The following is a 20,860-nucleotide window of genomic DNA, read 5'->3' as shown; positions in this document are numbered from 1 at the left end:
GCGGTGCGTGGGCGGTCTACTTGACGCCGACGACGTCCACGACGAAGACGAGCGTGTCGCCGCCGCCGATCCCCGCCTGAGGGACGCCGCGCATGCCGTACCCGTGCTCGGGCGGGATCGTCATCAGGATGCGCGATCCGGTGTTCTGGCCGACGAGACCCTTGTCCCATCCGCCGATCACGGCGCCGACCCCGATCGGGAAGTCGATCGTGGCTCCGCGGTCGTAGGAGTTGTCGAACATGCTCCCGTCCCAGACCTGGCCGAAGTAGTTGACGACGATCGTGTCGCCCTTCTGGACGACGCGGCCGTCGCCCTCTTCCAGGACCTTGACGTGCAGGCCCGCGGGGGCCCCGCCCTCGGGGAACGTGATGGTCGGCTTGTCGCCGAAGGTGCCGCTTGCCTGGGGCAGAGTGGTCATGAGTCGCCTCTCGAACGTTGAATGATCGTCACGTCCCAGCCTACGGCGCCACCTGTCGCGGCATGCCTCGCGGGCGTGAACGTGCTGCGTGCCGAAGGTGACAGTCTCACGGAGCCGGCAGCTGCTCGCACGGGCGCAGGGCGCACGACGGCGTTACCTCCCTCACGACGAGAGCCTGCCCCGACCACGTGGTCGGGGCAGGCTCTCGTCGGTGCGGTCCGTCAGGTCAGTCGCTGCTGCCCAGGATCGCGAAGAGGCGCAGGAACTCGAGGTAGAGCCAGATCAGCGTGACGAGCAGGCCGAAGGCTGCGGCCCACGCGAACTTCGCCGGGGCACCCGCCTCGACACCGCGCTTGATCGAGTCGAAGTCCATGATCAGCGACATCGCAGCCAGGCCGACGGCGACGAGGCTGATGACGATGCCCATCGTTCCCCCGCGCAGGCCCCATCCTTCGAGCGAACCGAACATGAGCAGGACGACGTTGGTCAGCGAGAACAGCAGGTAGCCGACCATCCCGATCAGCAGGAACTTGGTGAACTTCGGGGTGACGCGCACCTTGCCCGACTTGAAGAGCAGCAGCGCACCGGCGAACGTCGCGATCGTCGCGACGATCGCCGACGGGACGGCGCCCTCGTAGAACTGCGCGTACGAGGCGCTCAGCCCGCCGAGGAACATTCCCTGCGCGACGGTGTAGAGCGTGATGAGCAGCGGGCTGGGCTCACGCTTGAACGCGTTGACGAGACCGAGCACGAGGCCGGCGATCGCACCGATGATGTACAGCTGCGGCGCGAGGGTCCACGTCGCGGCGGCGACCACGACCAGCAGAGCCAGCAGTCCGCCGGTCTTGATGATCACGTCGTCGTAAGTGAGTCGCTTGGTGTCGGCCGTCGTCGCACTCGGTGCCGCATACATCGCGTCGAGCGACGCGGCATCCGCGCCCACGGCGCCGGCGGTTCCCATCTGGCCGTACGGCGACGACGTCGGAGCTGGTGAGGTCTTCGTGCCCCCGCGCCGCTGCACGGGGTCGCGGAAGGCCTCGTTGTTGCTGAACACAGGGTTGGTCATCAGTCCTCCTGGTCGGGCGACGTGCCGGTGCGCGTCGGGCACCCGGCTGCACAATCGCGAGACAGGATCCATCCTATGCATGGAGGGGCACGAACGGTACGTGCCGCCGGGTGGATTCCGTGTACGTCTCGCGGCGTACGCGACGAGCGAAAGATCATCCTGGTGCACGGCACGGCGCCGGTGCGCCACGCCTAGTGTTGAAGGCGAACCGACGAGAGGCACAAAATGATCGAGGCACGCGGCCTAGTCAAGAAGTACGGGAGCAAGACGGCGGTGGACGGAGTGTCCTTCACCGTCCGCCCCGGTGTCGTCACCGGATTCCTCGGCCCGAACGGCGCCGGGAAGTCCACGACGATGCGCATGATCATGGGGTTGGACCGTCCGTCGGGCGGATCCGTGACCCTCAACGGCAAGCCCTACGCCTCGCACCGCTCCCCCCTCACCGAGGCCGGCGCGCTGCTCGAGGCGAAGGCCATCCACCCGGGCCGCAGCGCCCGCGACCACCTGCGCGCGCTCGCGACCACCCACGGGATCGGCGACCGTCGCGTCGACGAGGTGATCGACATGACGGGCCTGACCGCTGTCGCACGCAAGCGGGCCGGCGGCTTCTCGCTCGGCATGGGTCAGCGACTGGGGATCGCGACCGCCCTGCTCGGCGACCCGAAGACCCTGATCCTCGACGAGCCGGTCAACGGCCTGGACCCCGAGGGCGTTCTCTGGGTCCGCAACCTCGCCAAGTACCTCGCGTCCGAGGGACGCACCGTGTTCCTCTCCAGCCACCTGATGAGCGAGGTCGCGCTCACGGCGGACCACGTCATCGTCATCGGCCGGGGGAAGATCCTCGCCGACGTGCCGGTCTCCGAGTTCGTCGACGACGGCGGCGGCAGCGTTCGCGTCCGGACTCCCGACGCGGCGCGGCTCGTCGAGGTCACGTCGGCCGACGGCGTGACCGTCACCGCCGACGAGCCGGGACTGCTGCAGATCAGCGGGCTCGACGCGCAGCGCATCGGCGAGCTCGCGGCCGAGCACCGGATCGTCCTGCACGAGCTCACCCCGCAGGCCTCGACGCTGGAGGACGTCTACATGGAGCTGACGTCCGACTCGGTCGAGTACCGTACCGAGGCTCCCAGCGCCCACGGCGCGGCAGCCGCACCGGCAGCACCCGCCGCCGCCGACGACGTCCTTTCCGGCTCGACCCAGGGAGATGCCCGATGAGCACCGCCACCGCTCCTGCCACCTCGGCCCCGACCTCGCCGAGCATCCCGAAGTCCGCCCACGTGTCGTTCCTCGGCGCCGTCCGCTCCGAGTGGCTCAAGCTCCGCACGCTCCGCTCGACGTGGTGGATCGCAGGGCTGACCGTCGTCATCATGGCGGGCATCGCCCTGCTCGGCACGTGGTCGTTGTCCACGTTCATCGACACGGACCCCGAGGGTGCCGCCCAGGCGATGGGCGTGATGCCGAACGGCGCCGAGTTCGCCACCTCCGGCTCGCTCTTCGGTCAGCTCGTCCTCGGCGTGCTCGGTGTGCTCGTCGTGACCAACGAGTATGCCTCCGGCATGGTCCGCTCGACCTTCGCCGCGGTGCCCCGCCGCACGCCGGTCGTCCTCGCGAAGGTCGTCGTCCTGACGCTGATCTCGCTCGTGACCTCCGCCGTCGCCATCGGCGCCTCGGCCCTGGTGAGCATGCCGTTCTTCGACACGCTGGACGTCACGATCCCGATGGACTCCGCCGACACGTGGCAGATCCTCGGCGGGGTCGCGGTATTCCTCACCCTGATCGCCCTGATGTCATTCGGCTTCGGTCTGATCCTGCGCCACACGGCCGGCGCGATCTTCACCGTCGTGGCGATCGCGTTCGTCATCCCGCTCGTCCTGCAGGCCTTCCAGACCGACCTCATCCAGAACATCAACAAGTTCCTCCCGATGAACGCGTCGACGGCCTTCACGACGACGACGGACGCCGGGGCAGCGGGGATGGAACTCCTCGACCCGTGGGTCGGCTTCGCCGTCATGGTGGCGTGGGCCGTCGTGCCGATCGCGGTCGGCACGGTGCTGCTGAAGTCTCGCGACGTCTAGCCCGATGACCTCGACGACGCCGGAGCCGGTTCCCCCCGGGGTGCCGGCTCCGGCGTCCCCGTTGACGGAGCTCGACGCGCGCAACCTCGGCCCCGTTCGTCGATGGTTCGCCGTCCACCCGGTCGGGACCGACCGCGTCGTGGTGGGCCTCTACCTCGCGGCGACCGCCCTCGCGCTCGCGGTCACGGATGTCCCGGCGGCCCGGTGGTGGGTCGCCGCGGCCAGCTTCGTCGTCGCCGCTCTCCTGCTCCGGCGCCGCACGCACCCGGTCGGGGTGACCGTGGCCGTCAGCGTCATCGGCGCGATCGGCATCCTCACCCTCGGCGACACCGCGGCCTTCGACCTCGCGGCCGCGTTCGGTGTCTACACCGTCGCGTCGAACCGGCCCGCCCACGACGCCTGGTCGACGGCGGGCGTCGCCATCGTCATGGTCGCCGGCGCGGCGCTGATCGCCTCCCCCAGCGCGACCTACGACGACGGCCTGCGGATCCCCGCCGACGTCCCGCTCGGGACGATCACGGCGGACAGGGTCGTCACCGCCGTGTTCGTCGTCGTCGTGATCCTGATCGCGCTCTCGATCGGGTCCACCGTGCACAGCCGACGGCTCCACATCGCCGACCTGCTCGACCGTGCCAACGGGTTCGCGCGCGAGGCGGAACAGTCCGCGCAGATCGCCGCGGCGGCGGAACGCGGACGGATCGCCCGGGAGATGCACGACGTCGTCGCGCACAGTCTGACGGTGATGGTCGCGCTCGCCGACGGCGCGAAGGCTCTCGGCCCCAAGGACCCGGAGCTGGCCCGCCAGGCGCTCGACGAGCTCACCGAGACCGGACGCACGGCGTTGACCGACATGCGCAGCGTCCTGGGCGTCCTCCGCGCGCCGGAGTCGGGCACCGAGAACGAGCTCGCCACCGGCGCCCCGGACCTCGACGACGTCGTCGCGACGTTCCGGACGGCCGGGCTGCCCGTCCGTCTGGTCCGCGAGGGCGGCGCCGCGAACCTCCCGGTCCCCACTCGTCGCGCCGTCGAGCGCATCGTGACCGAGGCGCTGACCAACGTCCTGCGCCACGCACCGCTCAGTCCCGACGTCCGCGTGTCCCTGGGCGGCGTGTGGAACCCTGACGGGCCCGGCCGCAGCGTCGAGATCGTCGTGCTCAACACCCACGGTCCCGGGCAGTCTAAGAGCACCAGCGGGGCGCAGCAGGGCATCATCGGGATGCGGGAACGCGCCACCGCGCTCGGCGGGACGATCGAGGCCGGACCGTACGGCTCGGGATGGCGCGTGCGAGCTCTGCTCCCGCTGAAGGAGGAGATGTGAGCGACCGGTCGACACGCGTGCTCCTGGTCGACGACCAGGCACTGCTGCGGATGGGCTTCCGGATGGTCCTGACGGCCGAGGAGGACCTCGAGGTCGTCGGCGAGGCGTCCGACGGCGCGGCCGCCCTCGCCCAGGCTGCGGCACTCTCGCCCGACGTCGTCGTCATGGACGTCCGCATGCCCGGGATGGACGGCATCGAGGCGACGACGCACCTCCTCGCGGCGCACCCCGGCCTGCGTGTCCTCGTCGTGACGACGTTCGACCTCGACGAGTACGCGTTCGCGGCGCTCAAGGCCGGGGCCAGCGGGTTCCTGCTCAAGGACGCACCGCCCGCCGAGCTGGTCAGCGCGATCCGAGCGGTCGCCGACGGCGACGCCGTGGTCGCGCCCCGGGTCACCCGCCGGATGCTCGAGATGTTCGCCGCCCGGCTCCCGGCCGAGGACGGCGCAGCCGTGGCCACAGGAGCCACGGATCCGCGCCTGTCCCCTCTGACGGCTCGCGAGCACGAGATCTTCGCCGCGCTCGGGGAAGGACTCACCAACGCGGAGATCGCCCGGCGGTTCGTCCTGTCCGAGGCCACGGTCAAGACCCACGTGGGCCGCGTGCTCGGCAAGCTCGGACTCCGCGACCGCGTCCAGGCCGTCGTCCTCGCGTACGAGACGGGCGTCGCGACCCCGGGGACCTAGCTGCCGTGGTCTCGACAGGCTCGGCCACCGTGGTCCGAGCCCGCCGGTCGAGCCCGTCGAGACCCCCGCCGGACGAGCCCGTCGGTCGAGCCCGTCGAGACCTACATCTTCTCCTTCACACCCCGGCGGATCAGCCACCAGTTGACCGGGTAGCTCGTGCAGAAGCCGGCGATCATCGCGAGCTGCATCGCGAACCAGAACTCCGGACTGTCGACCGGAGCAGTCCCGTCGTAGGCCGGGCGGAACCAGGCGAGCTGAAAGAGTGCCATGACCGCGTACATCCCCACCTGCCAGGCGAGGATCGACGCGGCATCCGCCTTGACCGCCTCGCGAAGCCCGTCACGTACCCCGAGCCCGCGCATCGGCGCGATCGTGAAGTACTGGAAGACCACGCCGAACCCGAAGGCGAGGACGAGGTCGAGGATCCAGACGGCGAACATCTCCTCGGCGAAGAGCGTCCCGTATCCCAGCCACACGGCGATCACGGGGAACCCGAACGCCAGCCACTCCGCAACGAGATCACCGAGCGCGCAGCCTGCGCCGCAGTGCGACGTGCCCTTGGCGACCGCGACCGGCATCCCTGCGTCGCCCGGACCGTCGTCCGAGCCGCGACGTGGCCCCCGCCCCCAGCGCAGGTAGCCGGCGAGCCAGAGCACGCTCCCGAAGAGTGCCGTGAGCGGCCACACGAGATTCATGATCCACATCGGCTGTGGTCGTCGGACCTGGTCGACGACCATGACGAGCGCGCAGAGGCCCGCGACGGTCAGAGACACGACAGCGATCTGGTGCAGGGCGACGGGAAACACGGGCACGGGCAGCCTCCTCGGTGACGACAGACGGCGACTCCGCCCCATCATGAGGATGACGGGGCGGAGTCGCAGGTCGAGCCGGTGCTGCGGCGATTAGTCGGCGGCCGGCTCCTCGGCCGCGTGCTTCGCCTCGTGCCCGGCCTCACGCCCACCCGCACGCTTGGCCTCGCGCTTGGCGGCACGCTTCTCCTTGCGCTGCTCCGCCAGGGTGTAGAGCACCGGGACGACGATCAGCGTCAGGGCCGTCGAGGTGACGAGCCCGCCGATCACCACGAGCGCCAACGGCTGCGAGATGAACGACCCGCCGCCGGTGATGCCGAAGGCCATCGGCGTCAGGGCGAAGATCGTCGCGAGCGCCGTCATCACGATCGGGCGAAGTCGCTTGCGCGAGCCCTCGACGACCGCGTCCTCCAACGAGCGCCCGCGTTCGCGGTACTGGTTGATCAGGTCGATCAGGACGATCGCGTTCGAGACGACGATGCCGACGAGCATCAGCATGCCGATCAGGGACGGCACACCCAGCGGCGTGGACGTGGCGAGCAGCAGGAGCAGGGCCCCCGTCGCGGCGAACGGGATCGAGACGAGCAGGATGAACGGCTGCAGCAGGCTGCGGAACGTCGCCACCATGACGAGGTAGACGATCGCGATCGCGGCGAGCAGCGCCAGACCGAGGTCGCCGAACGCGTCGGCCTGGTCGGCCGCGACGCCCCCGATCTCGACGTCCGCACCCGGCGGCAGGTCCAGCTCGTCCATGGCCGTGGTCAGCTCGGTGGTCAGCCCGCTGAGGTCCTGACCGGCAGGGGTCACCGAGACCGTCGCGGAACGCACCCCGTCGACACGGGTCACCGACGTCGGCGCCTCGACCTCCGAGATCGTGGCGACCTCGGAGAGCGGCACCGGACCGGCGGCGGACGGGAGCACGGTCTGCTCGAGGGCCTCGACCGACGCGGGCACCTCGCCGGCGCTGACGGTCACGGAGACGGGTCCGTCACCGAGGTCTACGTCCCCGATCGGTCGAGGAGACATCGTGCTGGAGACGATCCCGGCGACCTGCGTCTCTGTCAGTCCTGCGGCAGCGGCGGCGTCACGGTCGACGTCCACCTCGAGCACGCTCTGCGCGGCGGCGAGGTTGTTGGTGACCTCCTCGGCGTCGGCCGCTCCCTGGGCGGCCTCCTCCACCTGCAGGGCCGCGGCCTCGAGCGTCTCGCCATCGGGCGCGCTGACGAGCAGGTCGACCGTCGAGCTGCCGAACCCGGAGTCTCCCGCGGAGACGCTGACGTCCGTGGTGCGGTCCCCGCCGAGGTCCTCGACGGCGTCCTCGATCTCCTCGGTCGCGGCGACGCCGTCGGCGTCCTCGTCGAGGGTGAGCGCGAACGTCGCGCTCGGCGCACCGCCCCCGCCGAAGAGCGCGGCCTCGGGGCCGCCGGCCTGGCCCACGGTGGTCTGGACCGTGGCGACGTCGTCGAGGCCCATGAGGGCCTCCTCGATCTCGCGGGCGCCGGAGTCCTGCGCCGCCAAGGAGGTCCCGTTCTCGAACTCCTGGGTGACGGTGATGGTGTCCTGCCCGGAGTCGCCGATGAAGTTGGTCTCCAGGCGCGGGACGAGCGCCAGGGTTCCGGCGAGCACGGCGACGGCGATCGAGACGCTGATCACCGGATGCCGCAGGGCGGCCATCAGCGTCGGCATGTATGCACGCTGCCAGAGGCCCCGGCGTTCCTTCTCCTCGGCGGCCGCCCGCTGAGCGTCGGCCTCCTCGGGATCCTCGGCGACGTGCGGCGAGCGGATGAACCAGTACGCGAGCACCGGCACGATCGTCAGGGCGACGAAGAGGGAGGCCAGCAGGGCGATGGTGATCGTCATCGCGAAGGGCTGGAAGAGCTCCCCGACAGACCCGCCGACGAACGCGATCGGGAGGAAGACGGCGACGGTCGCGATCGTCGAGGACGTGATCGCGCCACCGACCTCACGAACCCCGCCCAGGATCGCCTGCTTCTTGTCCTCACCGTAGGAGAGGTGCCGCTTGATGTTCTCGATGACCACGATCGAGTCGTCGACGACGCGCCCGATGGCGATGGTCATCGCGCCGAGCGTCAGGATGTTCAGGGTGTAGCCGGACAGGTCCATGACAAGGAACGTCACGAAGAGCGAGAGCGGGATCGAGACCGCCGAGACCAACGTGGACCTTACGGACATGAGGAACACGAGGATGATCAGGACGGCGAAGATCAGGCCGAGCCCGCCCTCGGTCGCCAGACCCTCGATCGACTCCTCGATGAAGGGCGCCTGGTCGAACACGACCTCGACGCGGACACCGGCAGCCTCCAGGGCGTCGGCCTGCTCGTCGAGCACCTCCTGCACGGCGTGCGAGACGTCGATGGTGTTGCCCGCCGGGGTCTTGGTGATCGCGAGCGCCAGGGAGTCCTCGCCGTCGAGCCGGGAGTACGACGTCGCGGGCGCGGGCCCGGCGGTGACGGTCGCGATCTCGGAGAGGGGGACGGTCTGGCCGTCCGATGTCGCGATCGGGAGGGCCTCGATCTCGTCGACGGAGCTGATCGGCGACCCGACCTGCACGGAGAGGGTGGTCTCGCCCTCCGTGATGGTCCCTGCCGGGAGGCGTACGCCGTTGTCGTCGAGCACCGACTGGACGTCGGCGGCGCTGAGTCCGGCTGCTGCGGTCGCTGCGAGGTCGAGGTCGATCGTGATCTCGGTGTCGGCGACGCCGCTGATGGCGACCGAGCGCACGTCGTCGATCTTCTCCAGGGCGGGGACGAGCACCGTGTCGATCGTGTTGGCCAGGTCTTCCTGGCTCTCACCGCCGGCTGCCGAGAGCTGGATGACGGGGAGATCGTCGATCGAGCCGGTGACGACCTGCGGGTCGACGTCCTCGGGCAGCTGCGTCTGGACGCGCGTGACCGCGGTCTGCATCTGCTGCGCCGCGAGGTCCATGTTGGTGCCGTAGGCGAACTCGACGGTCGTCACCGACATCCCTGTCGAGGCGGTCGAGGAGATCGACTCGACCCCGTCGACGGCCTTGGCGGCCTCCTCGACGACCTCGGTGACCTGGTCCTCGACGACCTCCGGCGAGGCTCCGGGGTAGACGCCCACGACCGCGGCCGCGGGGAAGGAGATCGACGGGATGAGCTCTTGCTTGAGCGACGTCAGGCTCAGGTAGCCGAAGAGCGCGACGGCGATGGTGAACAGGGCGATCAGGGCTCTGTTCGCGAGGGAGAATCTAGCTAGGCGGTCCACGATGCCTCCGGCGATCGTCAGGCGGGGTCAGGTCGGTGCAGGTCGGTGCAGGTCAGAGCAGGTCGGAGCAGGTCCGTGCAGGGTGATGCGGCCCGGACGGGCGCGCTCCGACCGGGGACGGGATCAGGGGCTCGAGGCACCCTCTTCCTGGATGAAGCGCTCCCAGAGTTGTGGGATCTCGCGTTCGAGGAAGGCGAAGAACTGCCGGGCGCGGTGGAGCCGCGCGAGGTCGACGGGTGCGTCGTCGGCAGTGAGGCAGTCGTCCAGCAACGCGCGGAAGGACGTCACGAAGCGGAGCTGGTCACCTTCCATCGCCTCCCACGCGGTCGGCGACACCCGGTAGTAGGCGCGCCGGTCCCCCGACCGCGCGGTGCGCTCGACGAAGCCCCCGCGCTGCAGGGCGCGCAGCGTGGTGCTGATGCCTCCTGCGCTGGCCTCGAGCGCCTCGCTCAGGTCCTGGGCGCTCTGCTCCGGCGGGTCGCACGCGAGCAACCAGCCGACGAGGCGTCCACCCGTGCGCGTGAATCCTGCCTCCTCGAGAAGCAGACCGGTGTCCTCGACGAAGCGACTGACGCCGGGAGCGATCTCTGCTTCTTTCACAACTTTCACACTAGTCTGAAACTTCTATCGCACCAAAATCGCCGACATCTGTTTTCCACACCGCCAACAGATGTGACAGACAGGGCATAGCGGACTCGACTATGGTTATAGCGTGATTACTCCAGACCCGGCCGCACCGTCCGTCGACGATGCCGAACGCCGTGAATCGCTCGTGCGGGAGTACCTCGATGTCCAAGAAGCCGTGCGCGACACCCTCGTGACGCAGCGTCTCACCTCGCTCGTCAGCACGCGGCTCACCGTGCAGCAGCTACGAGCGATCGCCGTCCTCATGCTCGACGAGGGCCTCAGTGCACATCAGCTCGCCAAGGCGCTCGGGGTATCCCCCGCGACCGTCTCCGGAATCCTCGACCGCCTGGAGGCGGGGGGCCTCGTCCGACGCCGCACCGACGAGAAGGACGGTCGGGTCCGACGGATCGCCGTGACCGACCAGGGAGTCACTGCCGTCCGCCGGATCGTCGCCGACGACACCGCCCCCGGGCCGGAGACGCTGCACCAGCTCAGCACTGAGGACCTCGAGAGGTCGATCCCGTTCGCGATCTCGATGCTCCGGGCCGCGCAGGCCAATGCGACCGTGGCCTCGGCGGAAGACCTCCCGCGCAGCGAGTAACGTCGAGCACGTGAGTGTCCGAGCCTGGATCCGTGCGGCGGCCGTGTCGACCGCCGTGCTCGCGCTGACCGCCTGCTCGGGCGGCGCGTCCGAGCAGGAGCCGTCGTCGACGGATCCCTCGACGCCGTCCGGTACCGCGACGTCCGCGACGCCCGACCCCACCGGGACGCCGGAACAGACGACGGAGAACCCCCTCGAGGGGATGACGGCGGAACAACGTGCGGGCCAGCTCGTCATGGTCGGGCTGGAGGCCGACGACCCGGCCGAGGCCAGTCTCGCCGCGGTCCGGGACGACCACGTGGGCAACATCTTCCTCGCCGGACGCTCGACGGAGGGCGTCGAGGCGACGGCCGACGTCGTCGACCGGTTCACCGCACTGGTCGACGACGAGACGACCGCCGGCGTTCCGCTCCTCGTCGCGAGCGACCAGGAGGGCGGATCCGTGCAGGTGCTGCGGGGCGACGGGTTCTCCGACATCCCCTCGGCCGTCGACCAGGCGACGTGGGGCACCGAAACGCTCGTCGACCGCGCCACCACCTGGGGCCAGGAGCTGGCCGCGGCCGGCGTGAACTTCAACCTCGCCCCCGTGGTCGACGTCGTGCCGGAGGCGACCGCCGCCTCGAACGCGCCGATCGGCGCGTTCGACCGCCAGTACGGCGCGACGGCCGAGGACGCCGCCCGGGGTGCCGGTGCGTTCGCCACGGGCATGGAGGCCGCCGGCGTCGGCGTGAGCCTCAAGCACTTCCCGGGCCTCGGCCTCGTCACCCAGAACACCGACACGACGGCGGGCGTCACCGACACCGAGACCGACGCCGACTCCGCGTCGGTCGCTGCGTTCCGGGCGCTGATCGAGGAGGGCCCGGCGTCCGTGATGGTCGCGACAGCGGTCTACGAACGGCTCGACCCGGACAACCCGGCCGCGTTCTCCTCCGCCGTCGTCACGGACCTGCTCCGGGCCGACCTCGGCTACGACGGCATGGTGATCACCGACGACCTCTCCGCAGCCGCGCAGGTCCAGTCCGTCGACCCCGCGGAACGCGCGATCCGGGCGATCGAGGCCGGGTGCGACGTGGTCCTCGCCTCCGCCGTCCCCGAGGACGCGTCGATCATGGTGTCCGCGATCGCCGACCGCGCCGCCGAAGACCCGGACTTCGCCGAGCGCGTGGACGAGTCGGCTGCTCGGGTCCTGGCAGCCAAGGAGCAGATCGCCGCCACGGGCTGAGGTCAGTCGACGGGTCGAGCCGGCGGCGGGTCCCCCGCGAGCGCCCACCGGATCGCCCGGGTCGCGACGTGCCCGCCCGCCCGCACCACGGTCGGGTCGCCCCGTACGGGCCAGGGTGCCGTGATCTCCCGCTGGGCCCATCGGGGCAGCGAGCCGTACGCGGCTGCACCCAGGAGCGCGTAAGGTCCGCGCGCCGCGCGAGGCAGCGGGGGCTCCGCGAGCAAGAACCGGGCGACGTCGTCGGACTCCTGGGTCGCACCCAGCTCCGGGCCGAACTCCTGCCAGGCGATACGGACCTCCGCGCGGGACCGGGGCGGGTCGACGGCCCCCAGGCGGAGTGCGACGTCCGCGGCCTGGGCGAGGTACGCGTCGCACCCGGCGGCGTCCAACGGACGGAGCCCGAAACGTTGGTGCGCCGTGAGAAAGCTGTCGACCTCGGCCAGGTGCACCCAGCGCAGCAGCCACGGGTCGTCGGCGGCGTAGGCACGTCCGTCCGGCGCCGTGCCGCGCACCCGCGCGTGGACCGAGCGGACGACGTCGATGCTCTGCCGGGCGTACTCGACCGTGCCGAACGTCGTCGCCGCCAGGAACGTGCTCGTCCGGGCCAGGCGCCCCCACGGGTCGCCACGGTATCCGGAGTGCGCGGCGACCGCGGCCATGGCCAGCGGGTGCAGCGACTGCAGGAGCAGGGCGCGGACACCGCCGACGAACATCGAGGCGTCGCCGTGGACGCGCGCGATCTCCGAGTCCTGCGCGAACTGCCGCGGTCCGGCCGTGGCGTGGATGCGCTCGCGCTCCTCGTGGCCGTCCGGGCCGCCGACCCGGGCGAAGAGGGCGCGTCCGGAGGTCCTGCGCAGCGTCTCGACGGGGCTCATCCCCCTAGTCTGCCTCGGCGGGGACCGTTCGCGGGTCCCCGCCGAGGCACCGGGTCACCAGGTCTCGAGGGACCAGGCCATCTGCCAGAACCGGATCTCGTGGCGCACGCTCAGCTCGAAGGCGAGCTCCATGCGTGCGCGCTCCTCGGGCCCGGCCTGAGCCGCCACCGCGTCGAGCTTGGCCCGCATCTCCTCGAGCATCTGCAGGCACGAGTCGTCGGCATAGAACCGCCACCACCCGGCGAACGGGTGGTCGTCCTGGATCGGCTCCGCGTGCGCGTAGCGGTCCGCGGCCCAGATGTACGTCCACGGGCAGGGCAGCAGCGCGGCGAGGAGGGTGCCGAGCGTGTCGCGGCCCGCCTCCATCATGTGGTCGACGTAGGCCTTGGCGCTCGGCGCGAGACGCTCCACCTGCGCGTCCTCGTAGGTCACCCCGAGACGCGCGCAGAGCGCGAGGTGCGCCTCGGACTCGTCGTCCAGCAGGAATCCGGTGCGCTCGTGGAAGTAGCGCATCCACTCGCGGTCGGGAGCAAGGGTCAGCCCCAGGCCGTAGCAGCGGACGTACGCGCTCAGGTACTGGTGGTCCTGGCCCACGTAGTGCTGCACCTTCTCGGGGGCGAGCGTGCCGTCACGCAGGCCCGACAGGAAGGGATGCTGGTAGAAGTCCTCGAACAGGTGCGCGTACCGGCGCCCCAGCTCTGCGGTGAATCCGGACTCCGACGCCGCTACCGGCGTCGTCTGGTCGTTCTCAAGGGTCACGGCAGTCATGCCACGTTCCTCCGCTCGTTCTGGCGAGATCAGGTTCAACGGGTCCGGACGGTTCTCCCGCCCATCTCAGTCCCGGCCGACGGTGTCGGACAGGGATTCCCCGCGTGGTGTGTCTCGACCGTAGCAAGAGGCGCCCGTGGCGGACGCACCGGTCGCATCGTGGGACGCCGCCTACGCGTCGCCCGCGGCCAGTCGTTGGAGGAGCGTCAGTGCCCTCGGCCCGTCGCGGTGCGGGACGAGCACGTGGTCGTGGTGGAACCCGGCGAGCACGTTGCAGGGGACCCCGTGCGCGGCGAGCCGTCCCGCCACGGCCGCCGTCAGGCCGACGCCGTCGAGGGCCGAGCGGACGTGCAGCGTGATCCACGCCAGCACGAGGTCGTAGGGCAGTCCGTGCGCGTCGGCGGTCCCGCGCCGCAGGACGAGCGTGGTCCCCTCGGCCTCCCGGACCGTTGCCTCCGCGCGGACGCCCGTGGCGTCGAGATCGGCCGCGCGCTCGTCGGAGACGCAGACGAGGACGTACTCCCCGTCGCGCGCTCCCGGGCGCATCCCGGCGATCATGGCGTCGGTGTCACGGACCGGGCCGCCGTCGCTCACCGGCGACCGCCCCGGCTGCGGGAGAGATCCATCCCTCGAGTCTATGCGGGGCGGCCCGACCGGTGGCCGAGCTCTCGGGCGGAGCCTGGCGGTGCCCCCACCGGGGTTCGAACCCGGACTGGGCCGATTTTAAGTCGGCTGCCTCTGCCAGTTGGGCTACGGGGGCCTTGCTCGTCGTGAGACTAACGCACGACGGCGGGGACGGACCCGTCCAGGTCCGCCCCCGCCGTCGTGCGTGCGTGCGTGGGCGTCACGCCCACCGAGGACTACTTGCCCGCGCCGACCGCGTCCTTGTCGGACTTCGGAGCCGCGTCGTCCTTCGGCTTCGGCGGGAGCGACGCGTTGCGGAACGCCGCACGGGGGTCGTGGATCGACCCGAGCGAGACGGTCTTGCGGCGCATGACGAACTGGTCGAACCAGCCCATGAAGATGCGGATCTTACGGTTCCAGGTCGGCATCGCGTAGCCGTGGTACGTGCGGTGCACGGCCCAGGCCGGGAAGCCCTTGAACTTGAAGACGCCGAAGAGCTCGGCGACGCCCTTGTACAGGCCGAGCGACGCGACGACGCCGACGCTCTTGTGCTTGTACTGGACCAGCGGGCGGTCCTCGACCGACGCGACCAGGTTGTCACCGAGCTGGGTGGCCTGACGAATCGCGTGCTGCGCGTTGGGCGGGCAGAACGCGCCGGGGTTCAGCAGGTCGGGAACCGCGGCGCAGTCGCCGGCGCCCCAGGCGGCGGGGACGACGACGCCGTCCTCGTCGACGACCTGCAGGTTGGCGTTGACGGTCAGGCGGCCCATCTTGTCCGTCGGCAGGTCAGACTCCCCGATCACCGGGTTGGCCTTGACACCGGCCGTCCAGACGATGGTGTTGGAGTCGAACTCGACACCCGTGGACGTCACCACGTGGCCGTCGACGCAGGAGCTGAGAAAGGTCGAGAGGTGGAACTCGATGCCCCGCTCCTTCAGCTGCTCGAGGGCGTACTCCGCCATCGGCTCGCTGAGCTCGGGCAGGATCCGCCCGGCGCCCTCGATCATGACGAAGCGCAGGTCGGCCTGGTCGATGGACTCGTACTGGCTCAGCGCGGCGCGGGCCATGTCCTCGACCTCGGCGAGCGCCTCGATGCCGGCGAAGCCGCCACCGATGAAGGTGAACGTGAGCATCCGGCGCCGCTCGTCCGCGTCCCAGCAGCTTGACGCGAGGTCGAGCTGGTGCACCACGTGGTTGCGGACGGACACGGCCTCCTCGACGTTCTTGAAGCCGATCGCCTGCTCCGCGAGCCCCGGGATGGGCAGCGTGCGCGAGACCGAGCCGAGGCTCACGACGAGCTCGTCGTAGCTGATCTCGTACGCGTCGCCGATCTCGGGCGTGATCTCGACCTTGTGCTCGCCGTGCTTGATCGCGGTGACCTTGCCCTGCAGCACGTCGACGCCCTTGAGGGCGGAGCGCAGCGGGGCGACGACGTTGCGGCCGTCGATCGAGCCGGCCGCGACCTCGGGCAGGAACGGTGCGTACGTCATGTACGGACGCGGGTCGACGACGACGATCGCGGCGTCCTTCTTGCCGAGCCGCTTGCGGATCCGGCGCGCCGAGTAGAGCCCGACGGAACCGCCGCCGAGCACCACGATGCGCGGCGTCTTGCGCGGGCTCGAAACGGTCCCGGCCGTGGTCGATACATTCGAAGACATGCCGTCAGAATAGTTGGCTGCACGCGAACTCGGTACCGCGCAGGGCGTCGTGTGAACAGGCTCACGCGCATCCCGCATGGCGGACACGGACGAGCACGCCGCGTCGATCGCGTCAGATTCACCCGGCAGGCGGAACGAACCACCCGTGGAAGACCACCTCGACCGACCGAAGGAGCCCAGTGCGCCGAGCTCTGGCCGCGGCGTGCGCGGCACTCGTCCTTGCCGCGGGATGCTCCGGCCCCTCGGGCCCCGCGCCGACCACGGAGCCGTCCGAGACCGCCGACCCGGTCCCGCGCCTCGGCGATCCCGTGCTCGCCCGGACGACGTCCGCCGAGGACGACTCGCGGCTGACCGGGACGCCTCACGCCGTCTGGCTCACGGGCGAGGCGTCGGCGGCCCGGACCGTGCGCGAGACGACGAGCCGGGCGGCCGAGAACGGTCAGGTCGCCCAGCTCGTCGTCTACGCCGTCCCCGGACGCGACTGCGGCCTCCACTCCGCCGGGGGCCTGACCGTCGAGAGCTACGGGCCGTGGGTGGAGGGCCTGGCGGACGCCGTCGTCGGCTCACCCCTCGTCGTCCTTGAGCCCGACGCTCTCGCGCAGCTCGACGACTGCGGCGATCCCGCGACCCGCAGCCGCCTGCTCGCAGGCGCCGCGCGGACGCTGAGCGACGCGGGCGCACGCGTCTACGTCGACGTGGGGAACTCCGCGTGGCTCGGCCCCGAGGAGGCGGCCTCACGACTGCTGTCCCTGGGCCCGACCGGCGCCCGCGGGTTCGCGGTGAACGTCTCGAACTACCGCACGACCGAGGAGAGCGTCGCGTGGGCCGACGAGGTGTCACGCCTGACGGACGGGCTCCACTACGTCGTCGACACGTCGCGCAACGGGAACGGACCGAACGGGCAGTGGTGCAACGCCCGCGGGCGCGCGCTCGGCGACCCGCCTCGCCTCGTCGACGACGGGACGCGCCTCGACGCACTGCTGTGGGTCAAGGTGCCGGGCGAGTCGGACGGCCCGTGCGGCGGCGGCCCGCCGGCGGGCACCTGGTGGCCGGAGATCGCCGAGGAGCTCGCCGCCAACGACCCGTGGGCCGAGGCTCCCGGCTAGCCGAGCGACAGCGCGATGCCGTCCAGGATGTCGTGCTCGCTCGTCACGACGGACGTGAGGCGACCTCCGGCCGCGGCGACGTCGTCGCGGACACGCCGGACGATCTCGGACCACACCAGGGCCCCCGCGCCGATCACGTCGACCCGGCCCGGGTGCATGAATCCGAGGGCCTCCCGCTCGGCCCGTGTCCGCGCGAGCAGGTCCTCGCACGTGGCGAGTACCTCGTCGACCCCCAGCTCGGCACCGTTGATCCGCTCGCGGTCGTAGCGCTCGAGCCCGAGAGCGTGCGCCGTGACGGTGGTGACCGACCCCGCGAGCCCCACGAGGGTGCGGGTCGCGCCCAGGTCGACCGTCTCCGTGGCGACGTCGAGGGCCGCACGCACGTCGGCCCGGGCCGCGTCGATCTCGGCGACCGTCGGCGGATCCGTCACGAGGTGCCGCTCGGTCATCCGCACGCAGCCGACGTCCATCGACCGTGCGGCACGGGGCTCGTTCTCACCGAGAACGAGCTCCGTCGACCCGCCGCCGAGGTCGACGACGAGGTACGGGGCCGCGTGCGCCGCCGCGACGACGGTGGCTCCGCGGAACGACAGCGCCGCCTCCGCGTCACCGGAGACCACCTCGGGCTCGACACCCAGGATCTCGCGAATCCCGTCGACGAACTCCTGCCTGTTCTCCGCGTCGCGCGTGGCCGACGTCGCGACGAACCGGACGCGGGTCGCGCCGAGCTCGCCGATGATCGCCGCGTACCGGCGCGCGGCGTCGAACGTCCGCGCGAGCGCCTCGTCGGCCAGACGGCCCGTGCGGTCGACACCCTGGCCGAGCCTGACGACCTCCATCCGGCGGTCGATCTCGGTCAGCACCCCACCGTCGACGTCGGCGACGAGAAGGCGGATGGAGTTGGTGCCGCAGTCGATCGCGGCCACGCGTGAAGTCATGGGCACAGCGTGCCAGTCACCGCCGACACGGTGCGAGTCGAGATCAGCAGGTGCAGCGTGTGCGGTCCCACAGTCCGTCGGCGGCCATCCGGGCGATCGCCTCGTCCCCCAGCGGCTGGACCCCCGGCCCCGCGGCCAGCGCGTGCGCGACCAGGACGTGCAGGCACTTGACCCGCGTCGGCATCCCGCCGGCCGAGATGCCGTCGATCTCGTCGACGTGGCCCAGGGCCTCGCGCTCCGCCAGATAGTGCTCGTGCGCGCGCCGGTACGCGGCGGCGAGCTCCTCGTCGACGGTCAGCCGTTCCGTCATCTCGCGCATCACGCCGTTGGCCTCGAGCGTCGAGGAGGCGGCGACGACGCTCGGCCCGGTGAGGTAGAACACGGTCGGGAACGGCGTCCCGTCGTCGAGACGCGGCAGGGTCCGCACCACGAGCGGGTGACCGGCCGGGCACCGTGCGGCGATCCCCACGACGCCGCGCGGCGTTCGTCCCAGCTGCGTGGCGAGGACGGCGAGGTCGCCGTCGGTGACGGTCTCGTCGGCAGCGTCAGGGGTGTCGGGGGTGTCGGGCCGGGGGTCGTTCACGTGAGGTCCATCCGTCGGGCGAGCAGGTCGTCACCCATTGTCCTCGCTCGCGCGAGCACCTGCCTCACCCGCGATCGTCACCGAGCCCGCGAGGGACTCGTACCAGGCCACGTCCTCGGAGAATCCCGACTCGACGGCGCCCGTGCCCACCGCCTGCCCCGTCTCCGGGTTGCGGGTGTCGACCACCGTGTCCGGGTCGAGCACCCGGTAGGAACGTTCGCCCGGCAGCACGAAGCTCAGCCGCTCCCGGGCCTGCGCGACGACGTACGCGTCGTCGCTCCACCGGTCCAGCTCGACCTGCAGGTCGTCACGCGTCTGCGTCGCCGCAGAGAGCTCGTTGCGCAGCTCGCGCAGCTCCGTCGTCTGCTCGACGTACGCGCGCCCGGTCGGGATCAGGACCACGAGGGCCACGAGGACGACGCCCGCGAGCACGATCCCGCGCAGGGTGAACGCCTCGGGCAGGATCGTGCGTCCGCCGGTCGCCGGCGCGCTGCCCGTCCGGGCGGGAGCGCTGCGCATGGCCGCCGTCGTACGAGCCGTCGAGGACCGTCCGCCCGACTTCTTGGCCGCGGGCTTCGTCGAGGCGGGCTTGGCCGAGGCCGGCTTCGACGCCGTCGACCTGGCAGCCGGCTTCTTCGCGGCGGGCTTCGCGGTCCGCGGCGTCGCAGGACGTCGCGCCGCGCCCGACGCACGCCCGTTCGACCGGGGGGTCCTGCCCGGTGACGAGGGTCGGCGGTTCGTCGGCACAGGTCGATTGTGCCCCCGGCGGACGGCCGAGCACGACAGGCGTCCACGGCGAGCCGCCGCCCGATGCGTGTCGCCGGGGTGAGGAACGTCTCAGGACGACGAACGACCGAGGGCCCGGCACCAGGACGGTGCCGGACCCTCGGTCGTCGGTGCGGGTCTACCCCGCGACGATCAGGCCTTCTTCGCGCGCGGGAACGCCGACGCACCCGCGTACACGGCCGAGTCGCCGAGGTCCTCCTCGATGCGCAGCAGCTGGTTGTACTTGTTGATGCGCTCGCCACGGGCGGGCGCACCGGTCTTGATCTGACCGGAGTTCGTCGCGACGGCGAGGTCGGCGATCGTCGTGTCCTCGGTCTCGCCGGAACGGTGCGACGTCATCGTGGTGAACCCGGCACGGTGCGCCAGGTCGACGGCGTCGAGCGTCTCGGTGAGCGTGCCGATCTGGTTGAGCTTGACCAGCAGCGAGTTGGCGGACTTCTCGTCGATCCCGCGGGCGAGGCGCTCGGGGTTGGTGACGAACAGGTCGTCGCCGACGATCTGCACCTTGTCGCCGATCTCGGCGACGAGCTTGCTCCAGGCGGCCCACTCGTCCTCGGACAGCGGGTCCTCGATGGAGACGAGCGGGTAGTCCTCGACGAGCTGGGCGTAGTAGGCGACCATCTCGTCCGAGGTCTTGGTGCCACCCTCCCACTCGTAGACGCCGTCCTTGAAGAACTCGGTCGCGGCGACGTCGAGGGCGAGCGCCACGTCGACGCCCGGCGTGTAGCCGGCCTTCTCGATCGCGACGAGGATCAGGTCGAGCGCGGCGCGGTTCGACTCGAGGTTCGGGGCGAAGCCGCCCTCGTCCCCGAGGCCCGTGGCCAGGCCCTTCTCCTTCAGCACCGACTTCAGCGCGTGGTAGACCTCGGCGCCCGTGCGCAGGGCCTCCTTGAAGGTCTTCGCGCCGATCGGGGCGATCATGAACTCCTGGATGTCGACGTTCGAGTCGGCGTGGGAGCCACCGTTGAGGATGTTCATCATCGGCACGGGCAGGACGTGCGCGCCGGCACCGCCGACGTAGCGGTAGAGCTCGAGGCCGGCCGAGATGGCGGAGGCCTTCGCGACGGCGAGCGAGACGCCGAGGATGGCGTTCGCGCCGAAGTTGCCCTTGTTCGCGGTCCCGTCGAGCTCGATGAGCTTCGCGTCGATCTCGCGCTGGTCCGCGGCGTCGTAGCCGATGAGCTCCGGGGCGATGTCCTCGATCACCGAGGTCACAGCACCGACGACGCCCTTGCCGAGGTAGCGGCTCTTGTCGCCGTCACGGCGCTCGACAGCCTCGAACGCACCGGTCGACGCACCGGAGGGCACGCCTGCACGGGCGAACGTGCCGTCGTCCAGGACGATCTCGACCTCGACCGTGGGGTTTCCGCGCGAGTCGAGGATTTCACGTGCTCCGAGGGCTTCGATGATGGCCACAGGTGCTCCTTCAAGACAGGGTGATGGGCTAACCA

Annotated in this window: 21 protein-coding genes, 1 tRNA gene and 1 riboswitch; of the genes, 8 read left to right on the top strand and 14 right to left on the bottom strand. The window is 71.0% G+C overall.

Going from position 1 to position 20,860, the window contains the following annotated elements:
* Positions 1–16: 16 nt before the first annotated feature.
* Together Q343_RS0107955 and Q343_RS0107950 are read right to left on the bottom strand one after the other, a co-directional pair.
* Positions 17–418, bottom strand: coding sequence for an FKBP-type peptidyl-prolyl cis-trans isomerase (locus Q343_RS0107955; RefSeq protein WP_029253052.1), 402 nt, complete (start codon positions 416–418; stop codon positions 17–19).
* 226 nt (positions 419–644) lie between these two features.
* Positions 645–1,484, bottom strand: a complete 840-nt coding sequence (locus Q343_RS0107950) for a Bax inhibitor-1/YccA family protein (protein ID WP_029253051.1) — start codon at positions 1,482–1,484, stop codon at positions 645–647.
* Positions 1,485–1,709: 225 nt separating this feature from the next.
* Here Q343_RS0107950 and Q343_RS0107945 point away from each other — a divergent pair, with 225 nt between their 5' ends.
* Genes Q343_RS0107945 through Q343_RS0107930 form a run of 4 tightly spaced genes read left to right on the top strand, consistent with a single transcriptional unit; the run spans position 1,710 to position 5,563 of the window.
* On the top strand, positions 1,710–2,699 hold the full coding sequence (locus Q343_RS0107945; RefSeq protein ID WP_052367006.1) for an ABC transporter ATP-binding protein: 990 nt from the start codon (positions 1,710–1,712) through the stop codon (positions 2,697–2,699).
* On the top strand, positions 2,696–3,559 hold the full coding sequence (locus Q343_RS0107940) for an ABC transporter permease (protein WP_052367005.1): 864 nt from the start codon (positions 2,696–2,698) through the stop codon (positions 3,557–3,559). The genes Q343_RS0107945 and Q343_RS0107940 overlap by 4 nt, the downstream gene beginning before the upstream one ends.
* A 4-nt stretch (positions 3,560–3,563) precedes the next feature.
* Positions 3,564–4,877, top strand: a complete 1,314-nt coding sequence (locus Q343_RS0107935) for a sensor histidine kinase (RefSeq protein WP_052367004.1) — start codon at positions 3,564–3,566, stop codon at positions 4,875–4,877.
* Complete coding sequence (locus tag Q343_RS0107930; protein WP_081829713.1) at positions 4,835–5,563, top strand: response regulator; 729 nt, start codon at positions 4,835–4,837, stop codon at positions 5,561–5,563. Before Q343_RS0107935 ends, Q343_RS0107930 begins: the two co-directional genes overlap by 43 nt.
* A gap of 101 nt (positions 5,564–5,664) precedes the next feature.
* Here the strand turns inward: Q343_RS0107930 and Q343_RS0107925 are convergent, their stop codons facing one another.
* The 3 genes from Q343_RS0107925 to Q343_RS0107915 all read right to left on the bottom strand — a co-directional run bounded on the left by Q343_RS0107925 (position 5,665) and on the right by Q343_RS0107915 (position 10,221).
* Complete coding sequence (locus Q343_RS0107925) at positions 5,665–6,375, bottom strand: DUF4396 domain-containing protein (protein WP_248616780.1); 711 nt, start codon at positions 6,373–6,375, stop codon at positions 5,665–5,667.
* 90 nt (positions 6,376–6,465) lie between these two features.
* Entirely contained in the window at positions 6,466–9,621 is a 3,156-nt protein-coding gene (locus Q343_RS0107920; RefSeq protein WP_029253045.1) for an efflux RND transporter permease subunit, read from the bottom strand.
* 123 nt (positions 9,622–9,744) lie between these two features.
* Complete coding sequence (locus Q343_RS0107915) at positions 9,745–10,221, bottom strand: GbsR/MarR family transcriptional regulator (protein WP_052367003.1); 477 nt, start codon at positions 10,219–10,221, stop codon at positions 9,745–9,747.
* Positions 10,222–10,333: 112 nt separating this feature from the next.
* Between Q343_RS0107915 and Q343_RS14525 the strand changes: the two genes are divergently transcribed.
* The gene (locus Q343_RS14525; protein ID WP_155990680.1) at positions 10,334–10,849 is read left to right on the top strand and encodes a MarR family winged helix-turn-helix transcriptional regulator; all 516 of its coding nucleotides are present in this window, start codon (positions 10,334–10,336) and stop codon (positions 10,847–10,849) included.
* Positions 10,850–10,859: 10 nt separating this feature from the next.
* Entirely contained in the window at positions 10,860–12,071 is a 1,212-nt protein-coding gene (locus Q343_RS0107905; RefSeq protein ID WP_043109786.1) for a glycoside hydrolase family 3 N-terminal domain-containing protein, read from the top strand.
* A 2-nt stretch (positions 12,072–12,073) separates the two neighbouring features.
* Here the strand turns inward: Q343_RS0107905 and Q343_RS0107900 are convergent, their stop codons facing one another.
* The 5 genes from Q343_RS0107900 to Q343_RS0107880 all read right to left on the bottom strand — a co-directional run bounded on the left by Q343_RS0107900 (position 12,074) and on the right by Q343_RS0107880 (position 15,996).
* A complete protein-coding gene (locus Q343_RS0107900) occupies positions 12,074–12,946 on the bottom strand; it encodes an oxygenase MpaB family protein (protein WP_029253041.1) in 873 nt (290 codons plus the stop codon).
* 54 nt (positions 12,947–13,000) lie between these two features.
* On the bottom strand, positions 13,001–13,714 hold the full coding sequence (tenA, locus tag Q343_RS0107895; protein ID WP_052367001.1) for a thiaminase II: 714 nt from the start codon (positions 13,712–13,714) through the stop codon (positions 13,001–13,003).
* Positions 13,704–13,827, bottom strand: a riboswitch (TPP riboswitch). Its footprint overlaps the gene before it by 11 nt.
* A gap of 58 nt (positions 13,828–13,885) precedes the next feature.
* Positions 13,886–14,308 (bottom strand): ACT domain-containing protein, encoded by a 423-nt coding sequence (locus Q343_RS0107890; RefSeq protein WP_248616779.1) that lies wholly within the window; start codon positions 14,306–14,308, stop codon positions 13,886–13,888.
* Positions 14,309–14,400: 92 nt separating this feature from the next.
* Positions 14,401–14,474: transfer RNA gene (locus Q343_RS0107885), tRNA-Leu, on the bottom strand.
* 100 nt (positions 14,475–14,574) lie between these two features.
* Entirely contained in the window at positions 14,575–15,996 is a 1,422-nt protein-coding gene (locus Q343_RS0107880; protein ID WP_052367000.1) for an NAD(P)/FAD-dependent oxidoreductase, read from the bottom strand.
* Positions 15,997–16,175: 179 nt separating this feature from the next.
* Between Q343_RS0107880 and Q343_RS0107875 the strand changes: the two genes are divergently transcribed.
* Positions 16,176–17,102, top strand: a complete 927-nt coding sequence (locus Q343_RS0107875) for a glycoside hydrolase family 6 protein (RefSeq protein ID WP_043109784.1) — start codon at positions 16,176–16,178, stop codon at positions 17,100–17,102.
* Here Q343_RS0107875 and Q343_RS0107870 read toward each other — a convergent pair.
* Genes Q343_RS0107870 through Q343_RS14520 form a run of 3 tightly spaced genes read right to left on the bottom strand, consistent with a single transcriptional unit; the run spans position 17,099 to position 19,142 of the window.
* Entirely contained in the window at positions 17,099–18,040 is a 942-nt protein-coding gene (locus Q343_RS0107870; protein WP_029253036.1) for a Ppx/GppA phosphatase family protein, read from the bottom strand. The genes Q343_RS0107875 and Q343_RS0107870 overlap by 4 nt on opposite strands.
* 43 nt (positions 18,041–18,083) lie before the next feature.
* Positions 18,084–18,623 carry a DUF501 domain-containing protein gene (locus tag Q343_RS0107865; protein ID WP_029253035.1) on the bottom strand — a complete coding sequence of 180 codons (540 nt, stop codon included), beginning with the start codon at positions 18,621–18,623 and terminating at the stop codon, positions 18,084–18,086.
* Between the two features lie 30 nt (positions 18,624–18,653).
* Positions 18,654–19,142 (bottom strand): FtsB family cell division protein, encoded by a 489-nt coding sequence (locus Q343_RS14520; RefSeq protein WP_052366999.1) that lies wholly within the window; start codon positions 19,140–19,142, stop codon positions 18,654–18,656.
* Between Q343_RS14520 and Q343_RS13960 the strand changes: the two genes are divergently transcribed.
* Complete coding sequence (locus Q343_RS13960; protein WP_043109781.1) at positions 19,141–19,452, top strand: hypothetical protein; 312 nt, start codon at positions 19,141–19,143, stop codon at positions 19,450–19,452. The genes Q343_RS14520 and Q343_RS13960 overlap by 2 nt on opposite strands.
* An 89-nt stretch (positions 19,453–19,541) precedes the next feature.
* Here Q343_RS13960 and eno read toward each other — a convergent pair whose 3' ends face one another.
* A complete protein-coding gene (gene eno, locus Q343_RS0107855) occupies positions 19,542–20,825 on the bottom strand; it encodes a phosphopyruvate hydratase (protein WP_029253033.1) in 1,284 nt (427 codons plus the stop codon).
* Positions 20,826–20,860 lie beyond the last annotated feature (35 nt).

Origin of the sequence: Paraoerskovia marina DSM 21750 (assembly GCF_000701465.1) — a bacterium.
Classification (GTDB): domain Bacteria; phylum Actinomycetota; class Actinomycetes; order Actinomycetales; family Cellulomonadaceae; genus Paraoerskovia; species Paraoerskovia marina.
This window is presented reverse-complemented; position numbering and strand designations above follow the sequence as displayed.

Bases quoted from the DNA above. Each gene is read 5' to 3' on its own strand.
- Q343_RS0107955 (WP_029253052.1), bottom strand. From the start codon at position 418: ATGACCACTCTGCCCCAGGCAAGCGGCACCTTCGGCGACAAGCCGACC.
- Q343_RS0107950 (WP_029253051.1), bottom strand. From the start codon at position 1,484: ATGACCAACCCTGTGTTCAGCAACAACGAGGCCTTCCGCGACCCCGTG.
- Q343_RS0107945 (WP_052367006.1), top strand. From the start codon at position 1,710: ATGATCGAGGCACGCGGCCTAGTCAAGAAGTACGGGAGCAAGACGGCG.
- Q343_RS0107940 (WP_052367005.1), top strand. From the start codon at position 2,696: ATGAGCACCGCCACCGCTCCTGCCACCTCGGCCCCGACCTCGCCGAGC.
- Q343_RS0107935 (WP_052367004.1), top strand. From the start codon at position 3,564: ATGACCTCGACGACGCCGGAGCCGGTTCCCCCCGGGGTGCCGGCTCCG.
- Q343_RS0107930 (WP_081829713.1), top strand. From the start codon at position 4,835: ATGGCGCGTGCGAGCTCTGCTCCCGCTGAAGGAGGAGATGTGAGCGAC.
- Q343_RS0107900 (WP_029253041.1), bottom strand. From the start codon at position 12,946: ATGAGCCCCGTCGAGACGCTGCGCAGGACCTCCGGACGCGCCCTCTTC.
- tenA (WP_052367001.1), bottom strand. From the start codon at position 13,714: ATGACTGCCGTGACCCTTGAGAACGACCAGACGACGCCGGTAGCGGCG.
- Q343_RS0107880 (WP_052367000.1), bottom strand. From the start codon at position 15,996: ATGTCTTCGAATGTATCGACCACGGCCGGGACCGTTTCGAGCCCGCGC.
- Q343_RS0107870 (WP_029253036.1), bottom strand. From the start codon at position 18,040: ATGACTTCACGCGTGGCCGCGATCGACTGCGGCACCAACTCCATCCGC.
- Q343_RS13960 (WP_043109781.1), top strand. From the start codon at position 19,141: ATGGCCGCCGTCGTACGAGCCGTCGAGGACCGTCCGCCCGACTTCTTG.
- Q343_RS14520 (WP_052366999.1), bottom strand. From the start codon at position 19,142: ATGCGCAGCGCTCCCGCCCGGACGGGCAGCGCGCCGGCGACCGGCGGA.